At 37.8% G+C, this 19,796-nt stretch carries 17 protein-coding genes; 12 read left to right on the forward strand and 5 right to left on the reverse strand.

Features of this window, described 5'->3' with window-relative positions; genetic code table 11:
- Nucleotides 1–142 precede the first annotated feature (142 nt).
- The 4 genes from ACFSKV_RS06195 to ACFSKV_RS06210 all read left to right on the forward strand — a co-directional run bounded on the left by ACFSKV_RS06195 (nucleotide 143) and on the right by ACFSKV_RS06210 (nucleotide 6,365).
- Nucleotides 143–1,300, forward strand: a complete 1,158-nt coding sequence (locus tag ACFSKV_RS06195; protein ID WP_380801051.1) for an acyl-CoA dehydrogenase family protein — start codon at nucleotides 143–145, stop codon at nucleotides 1,298–1,300.
- A 114-nt stretch (nucleotides 1,301–1,414) separates the two neighbouring features.
- Nucleotides 1,415–3,100, forward strand: coding sequence for an AMP-binding protein (locus tag ACFSKV_RS06200; protein ID WP_380801052.1), 1,686 nt, complete (start codon nucleotides 1,415–1,417; stop codon nucleotides 3,098–3,100).
- A gap of 300 nt (nucleotides 3,101–3,400) precedes the next feature.
- The gene (locus ACFSKV_RS06205) at nucleotides 3,401–5,005 is read left to right on the forward strand and encodes a GMC family oxidoreductase (RefSeq protein WP_380801053.1); all 1,605 of its coding nucleotides are present in this window, start codon (nucleotides 3,401–3,403) and stop codon (nucleotides 5,003–5,005) included.
- A 10-nt stretch (nucleotides 5,006–5,015) separates the two neighbouring features.
- Nucleotides 5,016–6,365: an AGE family epimerase/isomerase gene (locus ACFSKV_RS06210; RefSeq protein WP_380801055.1), complete on the forward strand. Its 1,350-nt coding sequence runs from the start codon at nucleotides 5,016–5,018 to the stop codon at nucleotides 6,363–6,365.
- Nucleotides 6,366–6,848: 483 nt separating this feature from the next.
- Here ACFSKV_RS06210 and ACFSKV_RS06215 read toward each other — a convergent pair whose 3' ends face one another.
- Both ACFSKV_RS06215 and ACFSKV_RS06220 read right to left on the reverse strand, forming a co-directional pair.
- Entirely contained in the window at nucleotides 6,849–7,262 is a 414-nt protein-coding gene (locus ACFSKV_RS06215) for a nuclear transport factor 2 family protein (protein ID WP_380801056.1), read from the reverse strand.
- Nucleotides 7,255–7,692: a DUF6526 family protein gene (locus ACFSKV_RS06220; protein WP_380801057.1), complete on the reverse strand. Its 438-nt coding sequence runs from the start codon at nucleotides 7,690–7,692 to the stop codon at nucleotides 7,255–7,257. The genes ACFSKV_RS06215 and ACFSKV_RS06220 overlap by 8 nt, the downstream gene beginning before the upstream one ends.
- Nucleotides 7,693–7,789: 97 nt before the next feature.
- Between ACFSKV_RS06220 and ACFSKV_RS06225 the strand changes: the two genes are divergently transcribed.
- Nucleotides 7,790–9,106 (forward strand): polysaccharide deacetylase family protein, encoded by a 1,317-nt coding sequence (locus ACFSKV_RS06225; protein WP_380801058.1) that lies wholly within the window; start codon nucleotides 7,790–7,792, stop codon nucleotides 9,104–9,106.
- Nucleotides 9,107–9,274: 168 nt separating this feature from the next.
- Nucleotides 9,275–9,700: a hypothetical protein gene (locus tag ACFSKV_RS06230; protein ID WP_380801059.1), complete on the forward strand. Its 426-nt coding sequence runs from the start codon at nucleotides 9,275–9,277 to the stop codon at nucleotides 9,698–9,700.
- A 64-nt stretch (nucleotides 9,701–9,764) separates the two neighbouring features.
- Here ACFSKV_RS06230 and trpS read toward each other — a convergent pair whose 3' ends face one another.
- Nucleotides 9,765–10,739: a tryptophan--tRNA ligase gene (gene trpS, locus ACFSKV_RS06235; protein WP_380801060.1), complete on the reverse strand. Its 975-nt coding sequence runs from the start codon at nucleotides 10,737–10,739 to the stop codon at nucleotides 9,765–9,767.
- Nucleotides 10,740–10,772: 33 nt separating this feature from the next.
- On the opposite strand from trpS, the gene ACFSKV_RS06240 reads away from it, so the two are divergent.
- Complete coding sequence (locus ACFSKV_RS06240) at nucleotides 10,773–11,912, forward strand: DUF1573 domain-containing protein (protein WP_380801061.1); 1,140 nt, start codon at nucleotides 10,773–10,775, stop codon at nucleotides 11,910–11,912.
- A 127-nt stretch (nucleotides 11,913–12,039) separates the two neighbouring features.
- Entirely contained in the window at nucleotides 12,040–12,297 is a 258-nt protein-coding gene (locus tag ACFSKV_RS06245) for a YtxH domain-containing protein (RefSeq protein WP_380801062.1), read from the forward strand.
- A 47-nt stretch (nucleotides 12,298–12,344) separates the two neighbouring features.
- On the opposite strand, the gene ACFSKV_RS06250 is transcribed toward ACFSKV_RS06245, so the two are convergent.
- Together ACFSKV_RS06250 and ACFSKV_RS06255 are read right to left on the reverse strand one after the other, a co-directional pair.
- Nucleotides 12,345–12,989 carry a response regulator transcription factor gene (locus tag ACFSKV_RS06250; RefSeq protein ID WP_380801063.1) on the reverse strand — a complete coding sequence of 215 codons (645 nt, stop codon included), beginning with the start codon at nucleotides 12,987–12,989 and terminating at the stop codon, nucleotides 12,345–12,347.
- Nucleotides 12,990–12,992: 3 nt separating this feature from the next.
- Nucleotides 12,993–14,846, reverse strand: a complete 1,854-nt coding sequence (locus tag ACFSKV_RS06255; RefSeq protein ID WP_380801064.1) for a sensor histidine kinase — start codon at nucleotides 14,844–14,846, stop codon at nucleotides 12,993–12,995.
- Nucleotides 14,847–15,087: 241 nt separating this feature from the next.
- Here ACFSKV_RS06255 and ACFSKV_RS06260 point away from each other — a divergent pair, with 241 nt between their 5' ends.
- The 4 genes from ACFSKV_RS06260 to ACFSKV_RS06275 all read left to right on the forward strand — a co-directional run bounded on the left by ACFSKV_RS06260 (nucleotide 15,088) and on the right by ACFSKV_RS06275 (nucleotide 19,624).
- Entirely contained in the window at nucleotides 15,088–15,630 is a 543-nt protein-coding gene (locus tag ACFSKV_RS06260; RefSeq protein WP_380801065.1) for a hypothetical protein, read from the forward strand.
- Nucleotides 15,631–16,110: 480 nt separating this feature from the next.
- Nucleotides 16,111–16,782: a response regulator gene (locus tag ACFSKV_RS06265; protein WP_380801066.1), complete on the forward strand. Its 672-nt coding sequence runs from the start codon at nucleotides 16,111–16,113 to the stop codon at nucleotides 16,780–16,782.
- Nucleotides 16,783–17,054: 272 nt separating this feature from the next.
- The gene (locus ACFSKV_RS06270) at nucleotides 17,055–18,968 is read left to right on the forward strand and encodes a sensor histidine kinase (protein ID WP_380801067.1); all 1,914 of its coding nucleotides are present in this window, start codon (nucleotides 17,055–17,057) and stop codon (nucleotides 18,966–18,968) included.
- Nucleotides 18,965–19,624 (forward strand): response regulator transcription factor, encoded by a 660-nt coding sequence (locus ACFSKV_RS06275; RefSeq protein WP_380801068.1) that lies wholly within the window; start codon nucleotides 18,965–18,967, stop codon nucleotides 19,622–19,624. The genes ACFSKV_RS06270 and ACFSKV_RS06275 overlap by 4 nt, the downstream gene beginning before the upstream one ends.
- The last annotated feature ends 172 nt before the right edge of the window (nucleotides 19,625–19,796 follow it).

Consider the following 19,796-nt stretch of genomic DNA (forward strand, 5'->3'; position numbering starts at 1 on the left):
TTATTTTCTAGACTTAACTGTAATGACTTCCAAATAATTGGTGGTCAATACGGATAATTTTATTAATTTTATAACATAAAAAGATATGTTTTCTATTAATTTCAGGATTTAATTTCGAATTTCAATAAACCCAGATATTACGATGTATACGGTCAGAAGAACTATTTTCAATGAAGAACATGATTTATTCCGACAATCTGTTAAGGATTTTATAGCAAAGGAAATCACACCTTACAATGCAGAATGGGAGAAAAATAAAATGGTTTCCAGGGATTCCTGGAAGAAATTAGGAGAAAATGGTTTTTTATGTTTACAGGCACCGGAAAAGTTCGGGGGGATGGACATTAAGGATTTCAGATACAATGCCATTTTTATCGAAGAGTTGGGATTATCGGGTTGTTCCGGACCTGCGATAGGTTATCCATTGCACAGTGACATTGTCTTTCCTTATATTTTGCATTACGGAACTGAAAAAGCCAAATCCAAATATATTCCCGGTATGGTTTCTGGAGATTTTGTCTCTGCTATAGCCATGACAGAACCTGGAGCAGGAAGTGACCTTCAGGCTATCCGGTCTACTGCAGTGGATAAGGGCGATCACTACCTGATCAATGGTTCTAAAACCTTTATTACCAATGGTTACCTTTCTGATGTGGTGGTAGTTGCCGCCAAAACAGATCCCAATCAAGGGGCAAAAGGTATCAGCCTTTTCATTGTGGACAAAGACATGGAAGGCTTTTCCAAAGGTATTCCATTTGAAAAAGTGGGATTGCATGCCCAAGATACCTGTGAACTGTTTTTTGAGGATGTCAAAGTGCCTAAAGAAAATCTTTTGGGAAAAGAAGGGGAAGGATTTAAATATTTAATGACTGAATTGGCACAGGAAAGGTTGATTGTAGGATTGGCTGCCATAGCCCTGGCAGAATCTGCGTTCATTTCTACCGTGGAGTATGTCAAAGGAAGAAAGGCATTTGGAAGGAGCATTTCAGAATTTCAGAATACCAGGTTCAAATTGGCAGAGATGGGGGCAAAATTGGAACAGGGAAGAATATACGCCGATCAATTGGTCATGTTGCACAATGATAAAAAAGTTGACTCGGCTATGGCCTCTTCTGCGAAATACTTGTTGACGGAACTTCAATGTGCTGTTTCAGATGAATGTGTTCAATTACATGGGGGATATGGTTACATGTGGGATTTTCCGGTTGCCAGGGCATTTGCGGATGCAAGGGTACAAAGAATTTATGCTGGTACCAATGAAATTATGAAGGAGTTGATTGCAAGAAAATTACTGGGATAAATACCGCATTGAAACCTTGAAAAATAGTTTTATTTTTAGAAACAAACATTATTCCTTTATATTAGTCAACATTTAAATGAAAACTGTTTGTCAACCCAAAATACTGAAAAGTTTATGCATAATTTTCCATGGTTTAAATTTTACCCGGAAGGGGTAGATCCAGAGGTTAATGTAACCGCCTACAGCTCTGTTGTCAACTTATTTGAAGAAAGTGTAAAAAAATTTGGCGATGCTATTGCCTATGAATGTATGGGTAAAAAACTGACATTCAATGAGGTGGATCAATTGTCCAAAAATTTTGCCGCTTACCTTCAAAATGACCTGAAATTGAAAAAAGGGGACAAAGTAGCCATACAGATGCCCAACTGCCTTCAATATCCTGTCGCTTTATTTGGAACTTTAAGAGCAGGGATGGTGGTAGTGAACGCCAATCCTTTATATACCCCAAGGGAAATGAAGCATCAATTTGAGGATTCTGGAGCCTCAGTCATCGTTATCATGGCCAACTTTGCGAGTAACCTGGAGAAAATCAGACATGAAATCAAAGCAAAACACGTCATTGTGACTGAATTGGGTGATATGCTAGGGGGACTCAAAGGAATGATCGTCAATTTTGTGGTCAAACATGTGAAAAAGATGGTTCCTTCTTACAATTTGCCCAAGGCAGTAAATTGGAAAACTGTGATGTCTAAAGGAGCATCTTCCACTTTCCAGAGAATGGAATTGACATTGGAGGATACTGCATTCTTACAATACACCGGAGGAACTACAGGGGTTTCTAAGGGAGCAGAATTGACACATGGGAATATTGTGGCGAACATGCAACAGATTTCTGCTTGGATGAAACCAAAGTTGGTAGAGAAAGAGGAAGTAGTCATTACCGCTTTACCATTATATCACATCTTTGCTTTAACAGTCAATTGTTTGGCAATGATGAAAATTGGAGCCCATAATGTATTGATTACCAACCCAAGGGATATCCCTGGTTTTATCAAAGAATTAAGCAAACATAAATTTACTTTATTTACAGGGGTAAACACCCTATTTAATGGCTTGATGAATAATCCTGAGTTTTCAAAACTGGACTTCAGCTCATTGAAGGTTTCGGTAGGAGGAGGGATGGCAGTACAAAAAGCCACGGCTGAAAAATGGCAGAAGATAACAGGAGTTCCCCTGGCAGAAGGTTTTGGATTAACAGAAACCTCTCCTGTTGCAGTTTGTAATCCTATAGATGGTACCGAAAGAATCGGAACCATTGGTATCCCTGTGCCAAACACGGATGTTAAGGTGATAGATGATAATGGAAATGACCTACCAACAGGGGAAAAGGGGGAACTCTGCATCAAAGGTCCTCAGGTAATGAAAGGTTATTGGAACAGACCTGATGAAACTGCCAAGGTGATGGATGGGGAATGGTTCAAGACCGGTGATATTGCAGTAATCGATGATGACGGTTTTATCAAAATAGTGGATAGAAAAAAAGAAATGATTTTGGTTTCAGGTTTTAACGTTTACCCGAACGAAGTGGAAAATGCCATAGCCATGCACCCTAAAGTTCTTGAAACTGGTGTAATAGGAATGCCTGATGAGAAATCAACCGAAAAAGTTGTAGCCTACATTGTACCAAAGGACAAATCTCTTACTGCCGAAGAAATCATTTCCCATTGCAGGGAAGAACTGACCAATTACAAGGTGCCAAAAGAAGTCTATTTTACAGATGAATTGCCCAAAACGAATGTGGGCAAAATCCTGAGAAGAAAGATTAAGGAAATGCATGAAAAGAAAGTGGAACAGGCTTAATTTCAATCAAAATGATCTGAATTCACTTTCTATCTAATTTTAGAAGCTCCCTTTAATTTTTTAATGGGAGTTTTTTTTATGATCCAAAATTCAGGTCTGAATAAAATTTCACACAAAACCACAAAGTACCACAAATAAAAAACACCCATCTCTGTGTTTCTTGGTGCCTTGGTGGGAAAAAACAAATCATTTACCTAAGTATTTGGGTTTTACTTGTAAACCAATTATCAAATTCTGGCCTCAAAGCACAAAAATTAAAAAGTTTATGATTATTTTTTGATTGAATAAACCCAATTACCTATGATTTTTGATTACATCATCATCGGAGCAGGCTCCGCAGGTTGTGTTTTAGCAAATAGGCTATCCGAAAATCCCAATAATAAAGTTCTGCTAATAGAAGCCGGTGAAAAGGATAAAAAGCTAGAGATACATATTCCCGGTGGCTATTCCCAATTGAACCGTTCTGAAGTGGATTGGGCATTTTGGACAGAACCCCAGGAAAAGGTAAACAACAGAAGGATTTTTATTCCGAGGGGAAAAGTTTTAGGGGGTAGCAGCAGTACCAACGCCATGGCCTATGTGAGAGGAAACAGAGAAGATTTTGATGAATGGGCGGCGCTTGGCAATAAGGGTTGGGCATATAAGGATGTATTGCCTTATTTTATTAAATCAGAACATAATGAAGATTTCCAAGGGGATTTTTATGGAAAAGATGGTCCTTTACATGTGGCATATTCCAGACAGCCGCATCCATTGGGTCATGTCTTCATTAATGCCTGTGCTGAAAAGGGAATTCCACACAATGAAGAATATAATGGTAAAGAACAGTTTGGAGCTTCCATGCTACAGTTCACCATCAAAAACAACAAAAGACATAGTACTGCTGCGGCATTTTTGAAACCGGTTTTGCATAGGGAAAATCTCATCGTAAAAACCTCCAGTTTCGTTTCCAAAATCATCATTCAGGAAAAAAAAGCAGTAGGGGTAGAAATCATAGGGAAAAATGGCATCAAAGAACAGATTCTTTGCAGAAAGGAAATCATACTAAGCGCAGGAGCTATTCATTCTCCACAGATCATGATGCTTTCCGGTTTGGGAAATCAATCCTATTTAAAGGAATTTGGCATTGAAACCATCTACCACCTTCCTGGGGTTGGCCAAAACCTTGTAGACCATGTTTGGTCTGGAGTAACTGCTTGGTCCAATGTACCTACCAATAATGATACCCTTAAACCTCTGAACCAGGTTGCATCCTTAATACAGCATTTGATTTTTAGAAAAGGACCCTTGGGAAATAGTCCCTTGACTGCCAATGCATTTTTGTATTCTGAAGAAGGGTTAAAAAGACCTGACCTTCAGTTTCATTTTGCCCCTTCGGCAGTCAAAGAAGATTACAGTACGGATATTTATGATTTAAAGACCTATCCCAGAAAAAGCGGATTCGGTATTTTGGTTATTTTAATCCGTCCAAAAAGTAAAGGATTTATAGGCCTTAAAAGCGGCAATCCTTTGGATGCTCCATTGATCCAGCCCAATTTATTATCTGACCCATATGACCTGCAGACTCTAAAAAAAGGAATTTTGAAGGCAAAAGAAGTATTGGAAACAAAATCTTTCAAGAATTACATAAAGGAAAACATTTCTTTTCCAAAGGAATTTGATGATAACAGTTTGGAAATCCATATTAAAAAAAGTCTGGAAACTTTATATCATCCTATAGGGACCTGCAAAATGGGTCAGGATGAATTGGCGGTGGTGGATGAGGAACTCAAAGTTCATGGAATACAAGGGCTGAGAATTGCAGATGCTTCCATCATGCCCACTATCATTTCCGGAAATACCAATGCCGCATGCATTATGATCGGAGAGAAAGCATCAGATTTGATTTTAAACGATAAACCATAAAACAAAGCCTATGAAAACCATCATCCCCATTTTACTATTGGTTTGGCTATCATCCTGTCAGACCAAAGAAGTTAAAACAGATCCTTATCAGGAAATAGCCGAAGAACTTGAAAAATCCCTGAAGGAAAACTTACTGGAAACCTGGTACCCCAAAGCGGTTGATTGGGATTCAGGTGGGTATTTCAGCAATTTCACTTATGATTTTCAGCTGAAAGAAGGCAGACAGGATAAGATGATTGTGACCCAATCCAGACATCTTTGGTCTAATTCCAAAGCAGCAGTAAAATATCCTCAGGTGGAACATTACCAAAAAGCCGCTAAACATGGATTTGAATTTTTGAAGAATAAAATGTGGGATATTGAAAATGGGGGTTTCTTCCAATTAGTGGATAGGTCAGGTAATGCTTTATTGGAAAGAGATGGGTTAAAAACGGCATATGGAACAAGTTTCGCTATTTACTCCCTTGCTGCTTACTTTGGTGCCACAAAGGATTCTGCTGGTTTGGATTTGGCAATTAAGGCTTTCCACTGGTTGGAAGAACATAGCCATGACCCCATTTATAAAGGTTATTTCCAGCACATGGATCAGAAGGGAAATCCAATTGTCCGGCCTTCCGATACCCCTTCCACCTCTGACCTAGGATATAAAGACCAAAACAGTTCCATCCATTTGTTGGAAGCATTTACGGAATTGTACCAGGTATGGAAAGATCCACTTTTGAAAGAAAGATTGGAGGAAATGCTGTTATTGGTCAGAGATACCATTACCCATGAAAAGGGCTATTTGGTGTTGTTTTTCTATCCGGATTGGACACCTGTTTCTTTTCAAGAGGAAGACAGGGAAACCATTCTTAGGCATAAAAGCCTGGACCATGTTTCCTATGGGCATGATGTGGAAACTGCCTTTTTAATGATAGAAAGCGCCCATGTCCTTGGGTGGGGGGATGATGAAAAAACGCTTAAACAAAGCAAAAAAATGATCGATCATGCCCTTCAATTCGGATGGGACAATGAAGTGGGGGGATTTTATGATGAGGGTTATTATTTCAAGGGGAGTGATGAACCGGAAGTGATCAAAGATTCCAAGAATTGGTGGGCACAAGCAGAAGGGATGAATGCTTTACTGGTCATGTCCACCTATTTCCCTGAAGATCCCAATGATTATTTTGGAAAGTTTCAAAAACATTGGCAATATATCCAGGATTACCTGATTGACCATGAGCACGGAGATTGGTATTCCGGTGGACTGGATAAACAGCCCCAGTTGAAAACTGCGGATAAAGGCCATATCTGGAAAGGAAATTACCATCAATTTCGGGCCATGAACCATAGTATTGAAGTGCTTCGAGGGCACTGGTAGTAATAGTTTTAGAACTATCAGGAATTGATTATTAGGTAATTGCTAATTGTTAATTTCAAACCCTTGGATTTCTTTGCGGGTAATAAACTTTCTCGCAGAGAGCGAAAAAAATGGATCCCTCGTAGCCTTTTAGGACACCAAAATTTGTGATTGATCTTTGTGGAACTTTGTATCTTTGCGGGCTATATTTTTTTCCCACAAAGACACAAAGGGCCACAAAAGCCCTTTTTTATGGATCCTGGATAACGGATTTGCTGAAAGTTGGTAATTGGTTAAATGATAATTTGTGGAGTTTGGAGCTTTTTAACCATTCAAAAGTTAAGGAATTAAGGTTTTCATTAAGGATTTTTTCGAACCACAAAAGTCAACAAAGTTTCACTATAGTTACATTTTCACCATTTAACCTTTATAGAAACACAAAAACCGATAATCGTTCATTCCTTAATTGGTAATTGGTAATTGGTAATTGGCTAATTTGTAATTTCATTCTTCTTGTATGAAATAAACCTCTGCAATCTTACCATCCTTGATTATATAAATGGCAATCGCGCGCATGGGCGGCTCACCTTTTTGTATAGTGACCTCTTCCTGGTCAATCACTGTATTTCCCAGTACGATTCGGTTCACCAGTTTACAATGCAGATCCGGGGTCCTTACAAACATTCTTCCATATAGACCGTACAATTCGTCCCTTCCTTGATACAATAATTGATCTGGAAACCTGTATACTTTTACATCTTCCGCATAGGGTAAAACAAAAGCTTCAATATCTCTATTGTTATAGGCATCCAATTGTTCTTGAGCCAGCTTTTGAGCAATTTCTTCTATACTTTCCTGAGAAAAAGCAGCGCTGCTCAACAAGGTAAAGAGAAAAAAAAGGATGCCTGATCTAAACACGCCTTCTGTCCTCCTGCCAGTTTTTGATCAATTGTTTGACTTTTTTTGCCCGTAGTTTCTCTTCAATTGTCTTTTCCATTAAAGGTAAGAGTTCTTCATCTGAAGCAAATCTTAAAGCAATTATCTGCGATAATCTCAATTTTTTCTCTTTATCCTGAAAAGATTTTCCCGTTAGTTCAAAATAACGCTGTCTCATCTCCAACCGGATTATCCTATCCTGGTTTTTAAGCGCATAAATTCTGGCCAACAAGGGAAGTAAAAACAGAATAAACGCTCCAATGAGATGGTAAACCTGTATAGAAATGACTTCTCCCGAGTTAATTGAACGTACTAGATTGCTAATAGTCCAACCCAGATAAACCAAAGTCAAGGGGGTGATTATAAAATGGTGAAAAGGATAATACCGGGCATGGTTTTTATAATTCTGCATATTTTTCATAAATAATCAAGGCCACAATTTAGGCGGAATGTGACCAATTATCAAAAACAATTGATGCTGTTTATTTTATATTGATTAATTTCCAATTATGAAAAAGTTGTTCATCCCTATCCTTTGTTTTTGGGCATTGCAAGGATATTCCCAGACGCAGACTTTCCAAATCAAGACCGAAATTCTCAAGTGGCCTGATGGTAAAAAGGCAGCCATTTCCATGACTTATGATGATGGTACGCTGAATCAGTTTAAAGTGGCTTTACCCATTATGGAAGAATTGGGCATGAGAGGGACCTTCTATATCAATACAGGGGAAATTCCCGGTGAAAAAAATGAAGCCAAATTCATTGGAAGATCTCCTGAAATTATTCTTGCGGAAACGGAATATTTCCCCACAAGCCAGGCCAATATTTTTGAAAGGGCCGGATTGATCCGGTTTTTGGACATGCCCAATGCGGTATCTTTTCATGACAGGTCCGGTGCTGCTTATGAACAGGGAAGAAAAACAGAAGCATATCGCATTTTGGATGAAGGTTTTGCCCAGGCAAGGGCAATGGGAGTAAACAGGTTGACTCCTCCGAAAATCATTGACGGACCAATGTTAGGCTGGGAAGAATTGAGAAAATTCGCTGGGAATGGCCATGAGTTTGGGGTCCATACCATTTCCCATCCTAGGTTGGCTGTTCTGGATGAAGAAAACCTAATTTATGAGTTGGAAAAGTGTGCTGAAGATATCGAAAGAGAACTGGGGAAAAAATACCTTTTTTCTGCTGAATGCCCCTTTGGGACTGAAAATGAACGGGTGATGGAATATGCATTAGAAATGTTTCCTGCAACAAGAAACAGGATGCCTGAACCATATATGGAAGAGTTCAATAGGTCATCCTCCTTTGATCCTACCAAAGACTTTGGGAAAGAATATATCCAATGGCAGAGGGGTCCACTTTCCAAAACCAGTCCGGAATTGATGAAATCCTGGGTAGATGATATTTTGACCAGAGATGATACCTGGTTGGTATTGGTGTTTCACGGTATTGAAGGAATAGGTTGGGAAGCGATTCCGGAAGAAAGGATTAGGACCTATTTTGAATATATTGCTTCCAAGTCTCAGGATATTTGGGTGGGAACATTTGCAGAAGTGACTAAATATATGCGACAGAGAATGGCTTCCCGGGTTGATATGGAAGTTTCATCAGAGTCAATAAAAGTCAATTTAACCACAGAACTTGATCCTTATTGGTATGATCAGGCACTGACATTAAAAACTTATATACCATTTGGTTGGGAAAAAATATTTGTAGTTCAGGATGGACAGGAGTCACAACTTAAGTTTCAGGAAGATACTTCCGGGAAATTCGTTCAGTACACTTATTTACCCAATAAAGGTCCTTTGATTTTGAAAAGTATATGATTTCATGATTTTTGGAATCTGAAATCATATTCAATACCTTCGTGATTAATGAAGCGGTTTGGATGATGGTTTTACTTAAAACCTCCAGCAAAAATTGAACGGTTTGGAAAACCGTTCTACAGTAGAACAATTTCCCAAACCATTTGAACTTTCAATAAAACATAAACAATGGATTACAAAAAACTGGATGAGGATCTGACTGCAATTGTGGAAAAAAGAATTGCATTGAGTAAAATTTCATATGATAATGAGGCTTATGATGATATAGAAGAAGAGATGCATGACCTCGAAGATGACTTCAATGAAGAATATGGTGATGAACTGGAGTCTATTTTGGAAAAAATTTACGATCAGCTCAAATCAGACAATGAGGTCTTACTTCCTTCAGCTTATCTGGCCAATGAATACCACACCATGATGCCTGATGCATCAGGAAAAGTCACCTATGAAGTAATCGGTAGGGAAGGGGTGCCTTTGGAATCTGAGCAATTTGACAAGATGGATGTACGTTTGGTTTTGGTCCCCAACCCTGCTCGCTTTGTGCTTCAAATCAATGGTAAATCTATGAAAGATCTGTGGGTAGGGAGGAAATAGAAAATGTTGTCAGGTTGTCAAGGTTGAAAAAAACAATAACAACCTTGACAACAACGACAACAAATTAATCAAATCCCAATTTTTTCCTTACTTTTTGCAAAATGTCACTGGCCACAATTCTTGCTTTGGCTTCCCCTTCTGAAAGTTTGGTTTCCAATTCAGCAGGATTGGCCATGAAATAATCAAAAGCTTTTCTTTCTTCTTTATATTTTACCAAAATCAAATCCAGAAATTCCTTTTTGGCATGGCCGTATCCAAAATTACCTGCCAGGTATTTTTCGCGTAAAGCAGCAGTTTGATCTGCCGTAGCCACAAGGGAATAAAGTTTGAAAACATTGCAGGTATCCGGATTTTTGGGTTCCTCCAGGGGTGTAGAATCCGTCACAATACTGTTGATGTTTTTTTTCAACTCTTTTTCAGGAAGGAAAATATCAATGTAATTGTTATACGATTTACTCATTTTCTGCCCATCAGTTCCCGGGATGATCATCACGTCTTCAGAAATTCTCGCTTCCGGCACGGTCAAAATATCCTCTTCCATTTTATGATTGAAAGAACTGGCTATATCCCTGGCCATTTCCAGATGTTGCAACTGGTCTTTTCCAACCGGTACAATATTGGCGCTGTACAGAAGAATATCAGCAGCCATCAGGACAGGATATACAAACAGACCGGCATTCACATCCGCGAGCCTATCAGATTTATCTTTAAAGCTATGGGCATTGGCCAACATAGGGTAGGGGGTAAAGCAATTCAAATACCAGGTCAGTTCAGTGACTTCCGGAATCATGGATTGGCGGTAAAAAACTGTTTTTTCAATGTCCAGGCCAAAGGCCAACCAAGCCGCAGCAACTGCCAAAGTATTTTCCTTTCTCAGGTTCCCATCTTTGATAGAAGTCAGGGAATGCAGGTCTGCTATGAAGATAAAGGATTCGTTATCTTCTTTTTTGGTCAATTCAATTGCGGGAACAATTGCGCCAAGGATATTACCCATATGGGGTTTTCCGGAACTTTGTATACCGGTCAGTACTCTAGCCATTATTCTAAAATTTGGCGCAAATTAAATAATTCAATGTACATCAGGGTACAATTCGCTGGATTTTTCACGTTATTTGCCCGTATGAACAAAAGCAAAATCTTCCTCATCTTTATCATTTTCTTTGGTCTGATGTCCATACAGCTTGAAGCACAAACACTTGACAGAAAATTATTGACCTGGGAAAGGAAAACCATCAATATAGGAGCGGTTATGGAAGAAAAAGGGGCTGTAGAAGCAGAGTTTTATGGTTTAAACCTGAACAGGGAAGATATCATCCTTACGGATGTGGTGACTGATTGTGGCTGTACAACTGTTGATTACACCAAAGACACCCTTGCCACGGATAAAATCGGTTCCATTAAAGTCCGTTTTGATCCTGACCATAGAGGAGGTGAATTTTCAAAAGTGATCATTGTCAGGACAAATGAAGATATTTATGGGGACACTTTGTATCTGGAAGGCATCAATATGCCTTTACCTGAAAATAAAGAAATGGCCTATCCCCACAGAATCGGAAACCTGGGATTCAGACTATCTGCTGTAAATATGGGTAATGTCTTTACCAATGAACCCAAGGTCAAACATGTGGAAATCCACAATTTTGGAAGTGAAGCCATGGAATTAACAAGCGATCAGGAATCTCTTCCGGATTATCTCCTGGTCAATATGGATCCCTCACCATTGCAGGCTGACCAAAGGGGGTTGTTGGTCATTTCCTATGATGGTGAAAAAAAAGGAGATCTAGGTTATTTTGATGAACACATTACTTTAAGCTTTTTAGATGAGGAGAAGATAACAATCCGCATGATGTCTGTAGTCTATGAATATTTCAAGCCTGTTCCAAAAAGCATGGAAAAGATAGTGCCAAGATTAAGCCTTTCAGAATCGGATATTGACTTCAGGGAAATTCCTTCCAGTCGAAAAGTTACTAAGAGCGTCATGATTAGCAATTTGGGACAGGAAAATTTACAGATCAGAAAGTTGGCTTCAAATTGTTCATGCATTGATTTGAGTATCGCTCAGACGGAGATTGGACCTGGGGAAAGGGCCAGTCTGGATATTGAATTTGACCCCAAAGGACGTAGGGGCATTGACCATAAACATATAACCATTTTCAGTAATGACCCTATCAATCCAGTTAGAACAATTGTCATAAAAAGTAACATTAAGTAGAACAGATTTTTGATTTTTTACGTATAAATGGTATGGTTGTTGAGTATATTCCCAGTAGAAACGGTGATAAAACAACCTGTAAATCGCCAAAACTTTATTTTATTTCTAACTATTAAACAAAATCACGATGAGTTCTACAAAATTTATATTAGGCGCTTTAGTAGGTGCAGCAATAGGTGTACAAATAGGCATATTGGTTGCCCCTGATAAGGGTGAAAATACAAGAAAAAAAATCACCAAAAAAAGTGGTGAATACCTGGATGAAGTTACCGGAAAACTGAACAGCTTTTTTGACAATTTGACCAAAAAGGTAAACGATGTCAGTTCAGAAGTTGACAAATTGGCAAAGAAGGCAAAAGCAGAGGTTGATAAGGTAACCAGATAATCCGGAATGCAAATGCTGAGGCTGTCTTAGAGTACTGGGACAGCCTTTTATTTTTTATTTTTTTCATCATCAATAACAGCTATTGAAATCACCGCGGATAGCTGGGCAGTGTTGTTCAATTTCAGTTTATTCAACAGATTTCTCCTATGTGTATTGACAGTCAATGGACTTAGAAATAATCTTTCTGAAATCTGGGCCGAAGTAAATCCCTGGGAAATCAATAAAGCAATCTCTTTTTCCCTTTTGCTCAGGATATCCAATTTATTTTCCAAAGGCTTGGCGACAAAACTGTTTTTATTAATCTCTGGAAAACTGGTTCTACCTTCCGTTGCTCCTAGTATTACTTCCATTAAAGTATTTTTATCGATGGATTTGGGCAAAAATGCCTTTACACCTGCTTCCTTGCATTTGTCTATAACATGGGGACTGGATTCCATACTCAGCATGATGATATGAACATTTGGATTCATAGCAATCATTTCCTTTGCTACTTGCAGACCATTTCCATCCGGAAGAAAATAATCGAGTAAGACTACCTCTGGTTTGAGCTTTTTGGCCAATTTCAAGCCCTCATGCACTGTTGAAGCACTGCCCAACCATGATATTCCAGCTTCTTCACCGATTAGGGAAAATACCCCTTGAACAAACAGCAAATGATCGTCAATATGTAAAATGCGTACTTTTTTCTTCATAAATCAATCTTTTTTTACCGGGATGGTTATTATCACAGTGGTTCCTCCAGCATTTGAATCAATGTGCATTTCACCTTTAAGATAAGAAACCCTATCCTGCAGGTTTTTCAAACCTATCCCATTTATTTTTCTTGTTCCTGACATGCCTTTTCCATTATCTTCCACAATAATCTCCAAATTACTTTCCTGGAGTATCAATTGGACCATGACTTCTGAAGCCTGGGCGTGTTTGATCACATTGTGAAGCAATTCACTACAAATCCTGTAAACCATCAATTGCAATGCTTTTGGTAAATCTATAGGAATATCATAATAATAATTTACGGCCAGATGATGGTTTTCACTGATCATATTGACATGGTTCTGAAGTACTTTTTCCAAACCAAGATCATCCAAATGGGGTGGGGTAAGGTTATGGCTTAGGCTTCTAGCTTCCTGGATGCTGTTGGCCACCATTTCCTTTAATTTGCCAACTGATTGGGCATTTGGATGTTCGCCTGCAATTTTATCAGCCTGAATATGGATACTGGCCAACATCCCTCCGATACTGTCGTGAAGATCTCTACCAAGTCTGTTTCGTTCCTCTTCCTGCACCCTGATAATCTGATCGGCAATGTTCTTTTCTTTCTGAAGGATTTCAATGGCCAGTTTTTCTTTTTCCCTTTTATAAGTTCCGGCTCTTCTCGCAAACGCCAAGGTGATGAATGCCGTTTCACCCATAAGTCCAAAGGCACTTCCGAAATTAAAAAGAAATTGAGGAAGGCCTAATGAAATACCGGATTGATTCAATTGAATCACCACGTTAAAAAACAAAAGCACCATTATACCCGCTAAATAAAGGCCTACAAAAGGCACTTCAGCTTTCCATTGCAAGAACAAATAGTAGAGGATCAAAAAGGTAACAACAATGGAAATTATAATTGTCAAATAGAGGAAAATCATTTTATCCTGTGTTGTAATGCTGCTGGGTTCTGACATCATAAAGTTAATCAGCAGCATTATCTGCAAAATGATGATAGCCCACACAGCATAGCCAAGGTATTTACTTTTTCCTATGGGGGGAAAAAACTTTAAAACGACAACCAGAAAAAGGACATTGGTCATCAAATTAAAAAAAGGTCGCGAATTACTGGCCCAAACCGTACTTTGAGGCCATAGATATTGGAAACCCAGTCCCCAATGACTGATCAACCAAAATAAGAGGGAAACTATATATAAGGCATAGAATATGGCGGTGGAATCCTTGAGTTCCCAGGCAAAAAAACAGGTAAAGATCAGTATCATTAACATCCAGCCTGAGGTAATGCCAATAATGAGGTTTTCACCGGTCCGTATCTCATAAAAAGAATTAATGTCTACCAACTGGGGTTCAATCAGGAATGTCTCTCCCCTTTTGTCGGCTAAAAGTAATAGTTCTATGGTACTTTTGGGTTTCAAATCCAAAGGTACCACCAGGCCTCTATCCAAAAATGGTCTTTGTTCAAAAGGGAAATAATCTCCTGTTATATACCTGGCTTTGTCTTCTCCATTAAAAAAAATTTCCAATTGATTGATATGGGGATTATTGAGCAATAAAACGTATTGTTTGGGAAAGGGGTTAGGGTTGGAAATGCTGGTTCGGATCCACCAGGCATAGGGTGTAATTCCCGCATTGAATTTTCCATTTGAAACATAAATGGAATCGGTGGTAGTCCAAGCTTCGGCAACAGATTGGCCAAGGGCCTTCTCTGTAAAATAGGTAAGCGTTTCCCTTTTTGGTAAATCACAGGAAAAGAAGAGGAAAAATATCAACCCAAGAGACAGATTGATGGAGTGAAAATATTCTCGAACAAAATTACCTTGCGTGTGCTTAATCATTGGTGAAAATAAGCAATATGGCACCTAAAATACCCAATTAAGCTTAACCCACAATCGCAAATAAAGTTTAATTAAAAAATCTTAATTTAACTTAATATTTGTAGCAGTGCTGATTAATATGGAGCTTATTCAATAAAATAAGAAAAAAATACCCTCTTTAGGGTATTTTTCATACCTGAATTTATTTTTAACTTGCTTAAAATTCTTAATATTGTTTTCTATTTCTAACAGCCCTTAGTGAATGTATACTGATGTATTGCTTCCGAACACCAAACTGTCTTCTTTTGTGTCGGGGTATTTTTTAGTAAATGCAGAGGACGAAAACCATGAGATTGTAGTCAAAACCTACGAGAGCGGTGTTTCTTTGGCTGTACCTCTGGGAAAACCCTTTGAGTTTTTTGTAGGTAAAAGTCACCTGGAAGAGGAGGAAGTAACTTTTAAATCTTTTGACAAACCATATTTATTCTGGGATGCAAAATCGGTGGAATGCTTCAGTGTAAAGGGAGATGCAAGGATTGTGTTTATTGTACTTACTGAACAGGGGCTGCAATTGCTATTGAATGAAAAAAATCCTAATTACGATGAACCTGTATTTCCGATAAGCAGATTGGGTGTACCTATTTTTAACCTGGTGGTGAAAAGGAAACTGAGATTTAATCAGGACGATCAGGCAGGTCTTCAGATTATTGAGGAAGAATTACTCCGATTTTTCAAAAAGTTTGAGATGGATGAAAGCCATCAATCAGAAATTGATTTGGATACCGATTTTCCTTTTATTCCATAGAAAAGATTGGACTTATTTTGACAATTTTTTTACCACACATAAACAAAGTTCAAATAGAATGGATTTGCCTCAAATAATGTACTTCTAAAATTAAAAACTATGTGGTCTATGTGACTATGTGGTAAAAATCAATTCTCCAAATTACCAATTCCGAAATCCGCCTTCCGACTTCTGCCTTTTTAAGGTTTCCCAATTTCCCCACTCGTTTTTTCAATCCGACTATAATATGTAACAATATGTAACAAACCTGATTTACGCAATTTTCCTTTTATTTTTTAGGACAAATGACTCTCTTAAATTCAAAATAACAAAGACTACTTCAGGTCAATCTGATTAGGGTTACTTCTAAAAGGGATTGACTATTTAAAACCAAGAAAAGTAAGGTTTTAATGTAAAAAAAATAATGGAATAATAACAGAATAAAAACTTGACCAAACAGAACTATGGTTTTAGCTTTTTTTGATTTTTATAAATAGGATTATGAACAACGACAAAAGCAAATCAACAATATTGGTACTTGATGAGCATGAAATTTTCGCAGAAGGTATCAAACTTATTCTGGAAAACAATTTGGATGTGGAAGTTAGATATCGGTTTTTAAATGGGGAAAATGTTTTAAATTATTTCAAGGAAGTGGGGCAAGCAGATCTTATACTTTTAGACCTCAATTTAACTCAAATGGACAGTTTGGAATTTATGGAGCTATTACAAGAGGAGAAGCCTGGTTTGAAAATTTTAGCAACCAGTAATCAGCAATCAGACGCCAAAATATTTCTTACAAGAAAACTTGGAGCAAAGGGTTTCATCGGAAAGGATAGTAATTTGAAAGACATGTTGATAGCAGTTAAAGAGGTACTTCAAGGGGATTTTTATTTCCCGGAGGAAGGGAAAAGTTTGGGGGGATCCTTGGACATAATGGAGGAGGTGATCAAGAATTTATGCAAGCGGTTTGAACTTTCTCGTTCCGAGATTAAAATTATGAATTTAATATTGGATAGGAAGAATAACAAAGAAATTGCCCATGAGCTGTATTTAAGTCCCTTAACAGTAAAAAACCACAGGAAAAACATTTACCGTAAATTCGGGGTTCAAAACCTTGCCGGTATTCTCATTATTTTGAAAGAAGAATTGGAAAAAGATAGGAAAGGTTAGGGGGTGAAAATTTATCTTTCAATTTTCAGGATTTTACACTCTTGAGTCTTTTTCTTTTTACTTTAGCCTTGGCTGATTTTACTTTTCCCTTAGCTTAATCCTTTCTAATCTCTCACCATATATTATCTATCAAAAAATCAGGAAATCCGTAATAAAAAACACCAAATACTGATTTTTTCAACCAGTTATTTGTTCGAAATACCAAAAAATACCCTGTACAGGGTATTTTTTATAAACCATTGGTACCATATTTTTAGAACAATGAGAAACCCATGAAAAATTCAGGTTGCTTTTTGATTTTGGCCCTATTAATTATAATTCCTTGGGATGCAAATTCCTTTACCTTTGACCTGCCATTTATTCAGATCGAAAATAGAGAAGATTACGAACTTGAGGGATATTTTTTTTCCCTTGAAGACCCACAAAACTCGGGCATTGACTGGGCCATAGAGTCTTTATCCAATGATGCTTTCCAACTATTGGATCATCCTTATCTATTCAACAAAGGCTTCAATAAATCCATTTGGTGGTTTGCTATGGCATTGGAAAACCAACTGGATCAGGAAAACACAGTGATTTTTAGTGCTGCAAGTTCAGCGCTTAAAAAGGCCAATTTATATTTATTAAATGAATCCGGGAAAATAGGTCAGATTTTGGTGAGCGGCTATGATATACCCAGTAAGGTCAGAGATATGGACAGCAGACTGAATTCATTCAGGGTGATTCTTGCCCCAAGAGAAAAAGTCATTTTATTGTTGGAGACTGATGCCAGGGGGAGAAATATCTACATGCCCTTTTTTCTGGATAATTCTGACTCCTATTGGGAATTTGAGGTCAATAGAGCAGCATTATATGGAGGAATCAGTACCACTTTGTTTTTTGCCTCTCTGTTTGCGCTTTTGCTATTTTTTTATCATAAAGAAAGGATTTACATTATTTTTATAGGATATGTTCTCGCCTGTCTTTTTTTGATTTTAGAGGAAGATGGATATGCTTATGATTGGTTTTACGGCAGCTATTTTCATCAATTGTCACAGATAGGGATTCCGCTTTTCGGATTGTTGACCTGTGCTTTATTCCTACGTTTCAACCTGATTTTTCTGGAAACCAAAACCTATAAACCTATCTTGTTCAATACGAGCAAGTCCATGTATTACATTGCAATTACCTGGTGCTTGGTTTTGGTTGGCAGTCTTTTCGTTATAGAAAATTACACCCTTCAATATGTCATTAACCGTACTGCCCATTATTTAGGGATAATTTGTGTGGTTTTGGTGATCATCACCAATGCTTTTCAACTCAATCAAAAATTGACCAGGTACATATTGGTAGCCAACCTATTTTTGGTTATTGGATTGACGATCTATTTCCTGAACAGTCAGGGGATGACTTCCTTAAATCCATTCTATCCCAACGGGATGGTGGTAGGAATATTGGTCAATGTCATTGCTTTTACTGGTGGAATTAGTTTCCGTAACTATCAGGATAGAAAGGAAAAAGATTCTCTGATACTCCAGCTTGCTGAAAATGAAAAACGACGTTTGGAAGAAAAATTCAAGATCCAGGAAGAAGAGAGACAAAAAATCGCAAAAGATCTCCATGATGACCTAGGTGCATTGATGGCTATGATAAGGCTAAAAGTGGAAGATGCTGAAATTAAATTGAACGGAATAGACGGGAGTGTTCAGGAAAACCTGGCTGAAACGGTAAAACTCATTGAAAAGGCAGGAAAGGATATCCGGTTTATCGCCCATGAGCTTATGCCTTCAGACATAGAACATACGAGGTTCAAACCCATGATCTCGGAATTGTTTGCCATGATGGAAAAGCAGGATAAACTTGATTTTAATTACCAAATAGGTGATTTACCCATTTTACCAAGACATTATAAAACCAATTTATTTCGGATCATTAAAGAAATGCTTAACAAAACCATTAAACATGCTAATGCCACAAAAGCAGATATCAAAATCTATTTTGATTATAATGACGCTGAAATTAAAGTAATCATGTCAGATAACGGAAAGGGATTTGATTATAAAAAAATTAAAGAAGTAAATAGAGGAATGGGACTTAAAAATCTGGAAAACAGGATAGCCTATCTTAAGGGAAAACACGAAATAAACAGTGGCCCTTTAGGAACAAAAATTTTAATCTGCATTCCATTAGAAATAGAAGAAAAATGAGTAGTAATTTCACAAAAGCCCGAATCATCATCGTAGAAGACAATGAAATTTTCAGCGATGGCATCAGGCGGATATTGGAGAGCAACTTAAACCTAGAGGTTAAAGCAAGTTTTGGAAACGGGGAAGATGCGTTGAACTATTTAAAAGCAGGAGAAAATCCAGACATGATTCTCCTGGATCTTTATATGCCCCAAATGAATGGTCTTGAATTTTTGGAATACGTGCAGGAAGAAAGACCAGGAATGAAAATTTTAGTAACCAGTATGCAACCTTCGGAAACCAATATATTTTTGACAAGAAAACTTGGAGCACATGGATTTATAGCAAAGGATAGTTCCCTGAAAAAAATGTTGCTGGCTGTAAAAGAGGTATTGAATGGAGATTTTTATTTCCCCGAGGAAGGAAAAAGTTTAGGTTCTTTTGATCGGGTAGATCTGACCATCAAGAAATTATGCAAGAAATTTGAAATTTCCAGGTCAGAAGTTAAAATTCTAGATATGCTATTGGATCAAAAGAAAAACAAAGAAATAGCCCAGGAACTTCATTTAAGCCCAATGACTGTCAAAACCCACAGAAAAAATATTTACCGCAAATTCGGTGTACACAGCCTTGCCGGGATTGTTTTTTTACTGAAAGAGGAGTTGGATAGGGGGTGAGTAGTGGCTGGGGGAATAGGGATGTTATTTTTTTGGTTGTCATTGTTGTCATTGTTGTCAGTTGGTCATGGCATAAATCCCTTTAGGGATTAACCACTTAGAAATCTTTCAAATTCGTGTTTCATCCCCCCCTTTTAGGGTATTGTAATTTCTGTTTAGAATAGCTTAATTG

Source organism: Shivajiella indica, from assembly GCF_042683085.1.
Taxonomy (GTDB): Bacteria; Bacteroidota; Bacteroidia; order Cytophagales; family Cyclobacteriaceae; genus Shivajiella; species Shivajiella indica.

What these genes read in the sequence shown, in the direction of transcription:
- ACFSKV_RS06200 (WP_380801052.1), top strand. Translation starts at nt 1,415, where the DNA reads ATGCATAATTTTCCATGGTTTAAATTTTACCCGGAAGGGGTAGATCCA.
- ACFSKV_RS06225 (WP_380801058.1), top strand. Translation starts at nt 7,790, where the DNA reads ATGAAAAAGTTGTTCATCCCTATCCTTTGTTTTTGGGCATTGCAAGGA.
- ACFSKV_RS06275 (WP_380801068.1), top strand. Translation starts at nt 18,965, where the DNA reads ATGAGTAGTAATTTCACAAAAGCCCGAATCATCATCGTAGAAGACAAT.
- ACFSKV_RS06205 (WP_380801053.1), top strand. Translation starts at nt 3,401, where the DNA reads ATGATTTTTGATTACATCATCATCGGAGCAGGCTCCGCAGGTTGTGTT.
- ACFSKV_RS06255 (WP_380801064.1), bottom strand. Translation starts at nt 14,846, where the DNA reads ATGATTAAGCACACGCAAGGTAATTTTGTTCGAGAATATTTTCACTCC.
- ACFSKV_RS06245 (WP_380801062.1), top strand. Translation starts at nt 12,040, where the DNA reads ATGAGTTCTACAAAATTTATATTAGGCGCTTTAGTAGGTGCAGCAATA.
- trpS (WP_380801060.1), bottom strand. Translation starts at nt 10,739, where the DNA reads ATGGCTAGAGTACTGACCGGTATACAAAGTTCCGGAAAACCCCATATG.
- ACFSKV_RS06270 (WP_380801067.1), top strand. Translation starts at nt 17,055, where the DNA reads ATGAAAAATTCAGGTTGCTTTTTGATTTTGGCCCTATTAATTATAATT.
- ACFSKV_RS06240 (WP_380801061.1), top strand. Translation starts at nt 10,773, where the DNA reads ATGTACATCAGGGTACAATTCGCTGGATTTTTCACGTTATTTGCCCGT.
- ACFSKV_RS06260 (WP_380801065.1), top strand. Translation starts at nt 15,088, where the DNA reads ATGTATACTGATGTATTGCTTCCGAACACCAAACTGTCTTCTTTTGTG.
- ACFSKV_RS06195 (WP_380801051.1), top strand. Translation starts at nt 143, where the DNA reads ATGTATACGGTCAGAAGAACTATTTTCAATGAAGAACATGATTTATTC.
- ACFSKV_RS06230 (WP_380801059.1), top strand. Translation starts at nt 9,275, where the DNA reads ATGGATTACAAAAAACTGGATGAGGATCTGACTGCAATTGTGGAAAAA.
- ACFSKV_RS06220 (WP_380801057.1), bottom strand. Translation starts at nt 7,692, where the DNA reads ATGCAGAATTATAAAAACCATGCCCGGTATTATCCTTTTCACCATTTT.
- ACFSKV_RS06250 (WP_380801063.1), bottom strand. Translation starts at nt 12,989, where the DNA reads ATGAAGAAAAAAGTACGCATTTTACATATTGACGATCATTTGCTGTTT.
- ACFSKV_RS06210 (WP_380801055.1), top strand. Translation starts at nt 5,016, where the DNA reads ATGAAAACCATCATCCCCATTTTACTATTGGTTTGGCTATCATCCTGT.
- ACFSKV_RS06265 (WP_380801066.1), top strand. Translation starts at nt 16,111, where the DNA reads ATGAACAACGACAAAAGCAAATCAACAATATTGGTACTTGATGAGCAT.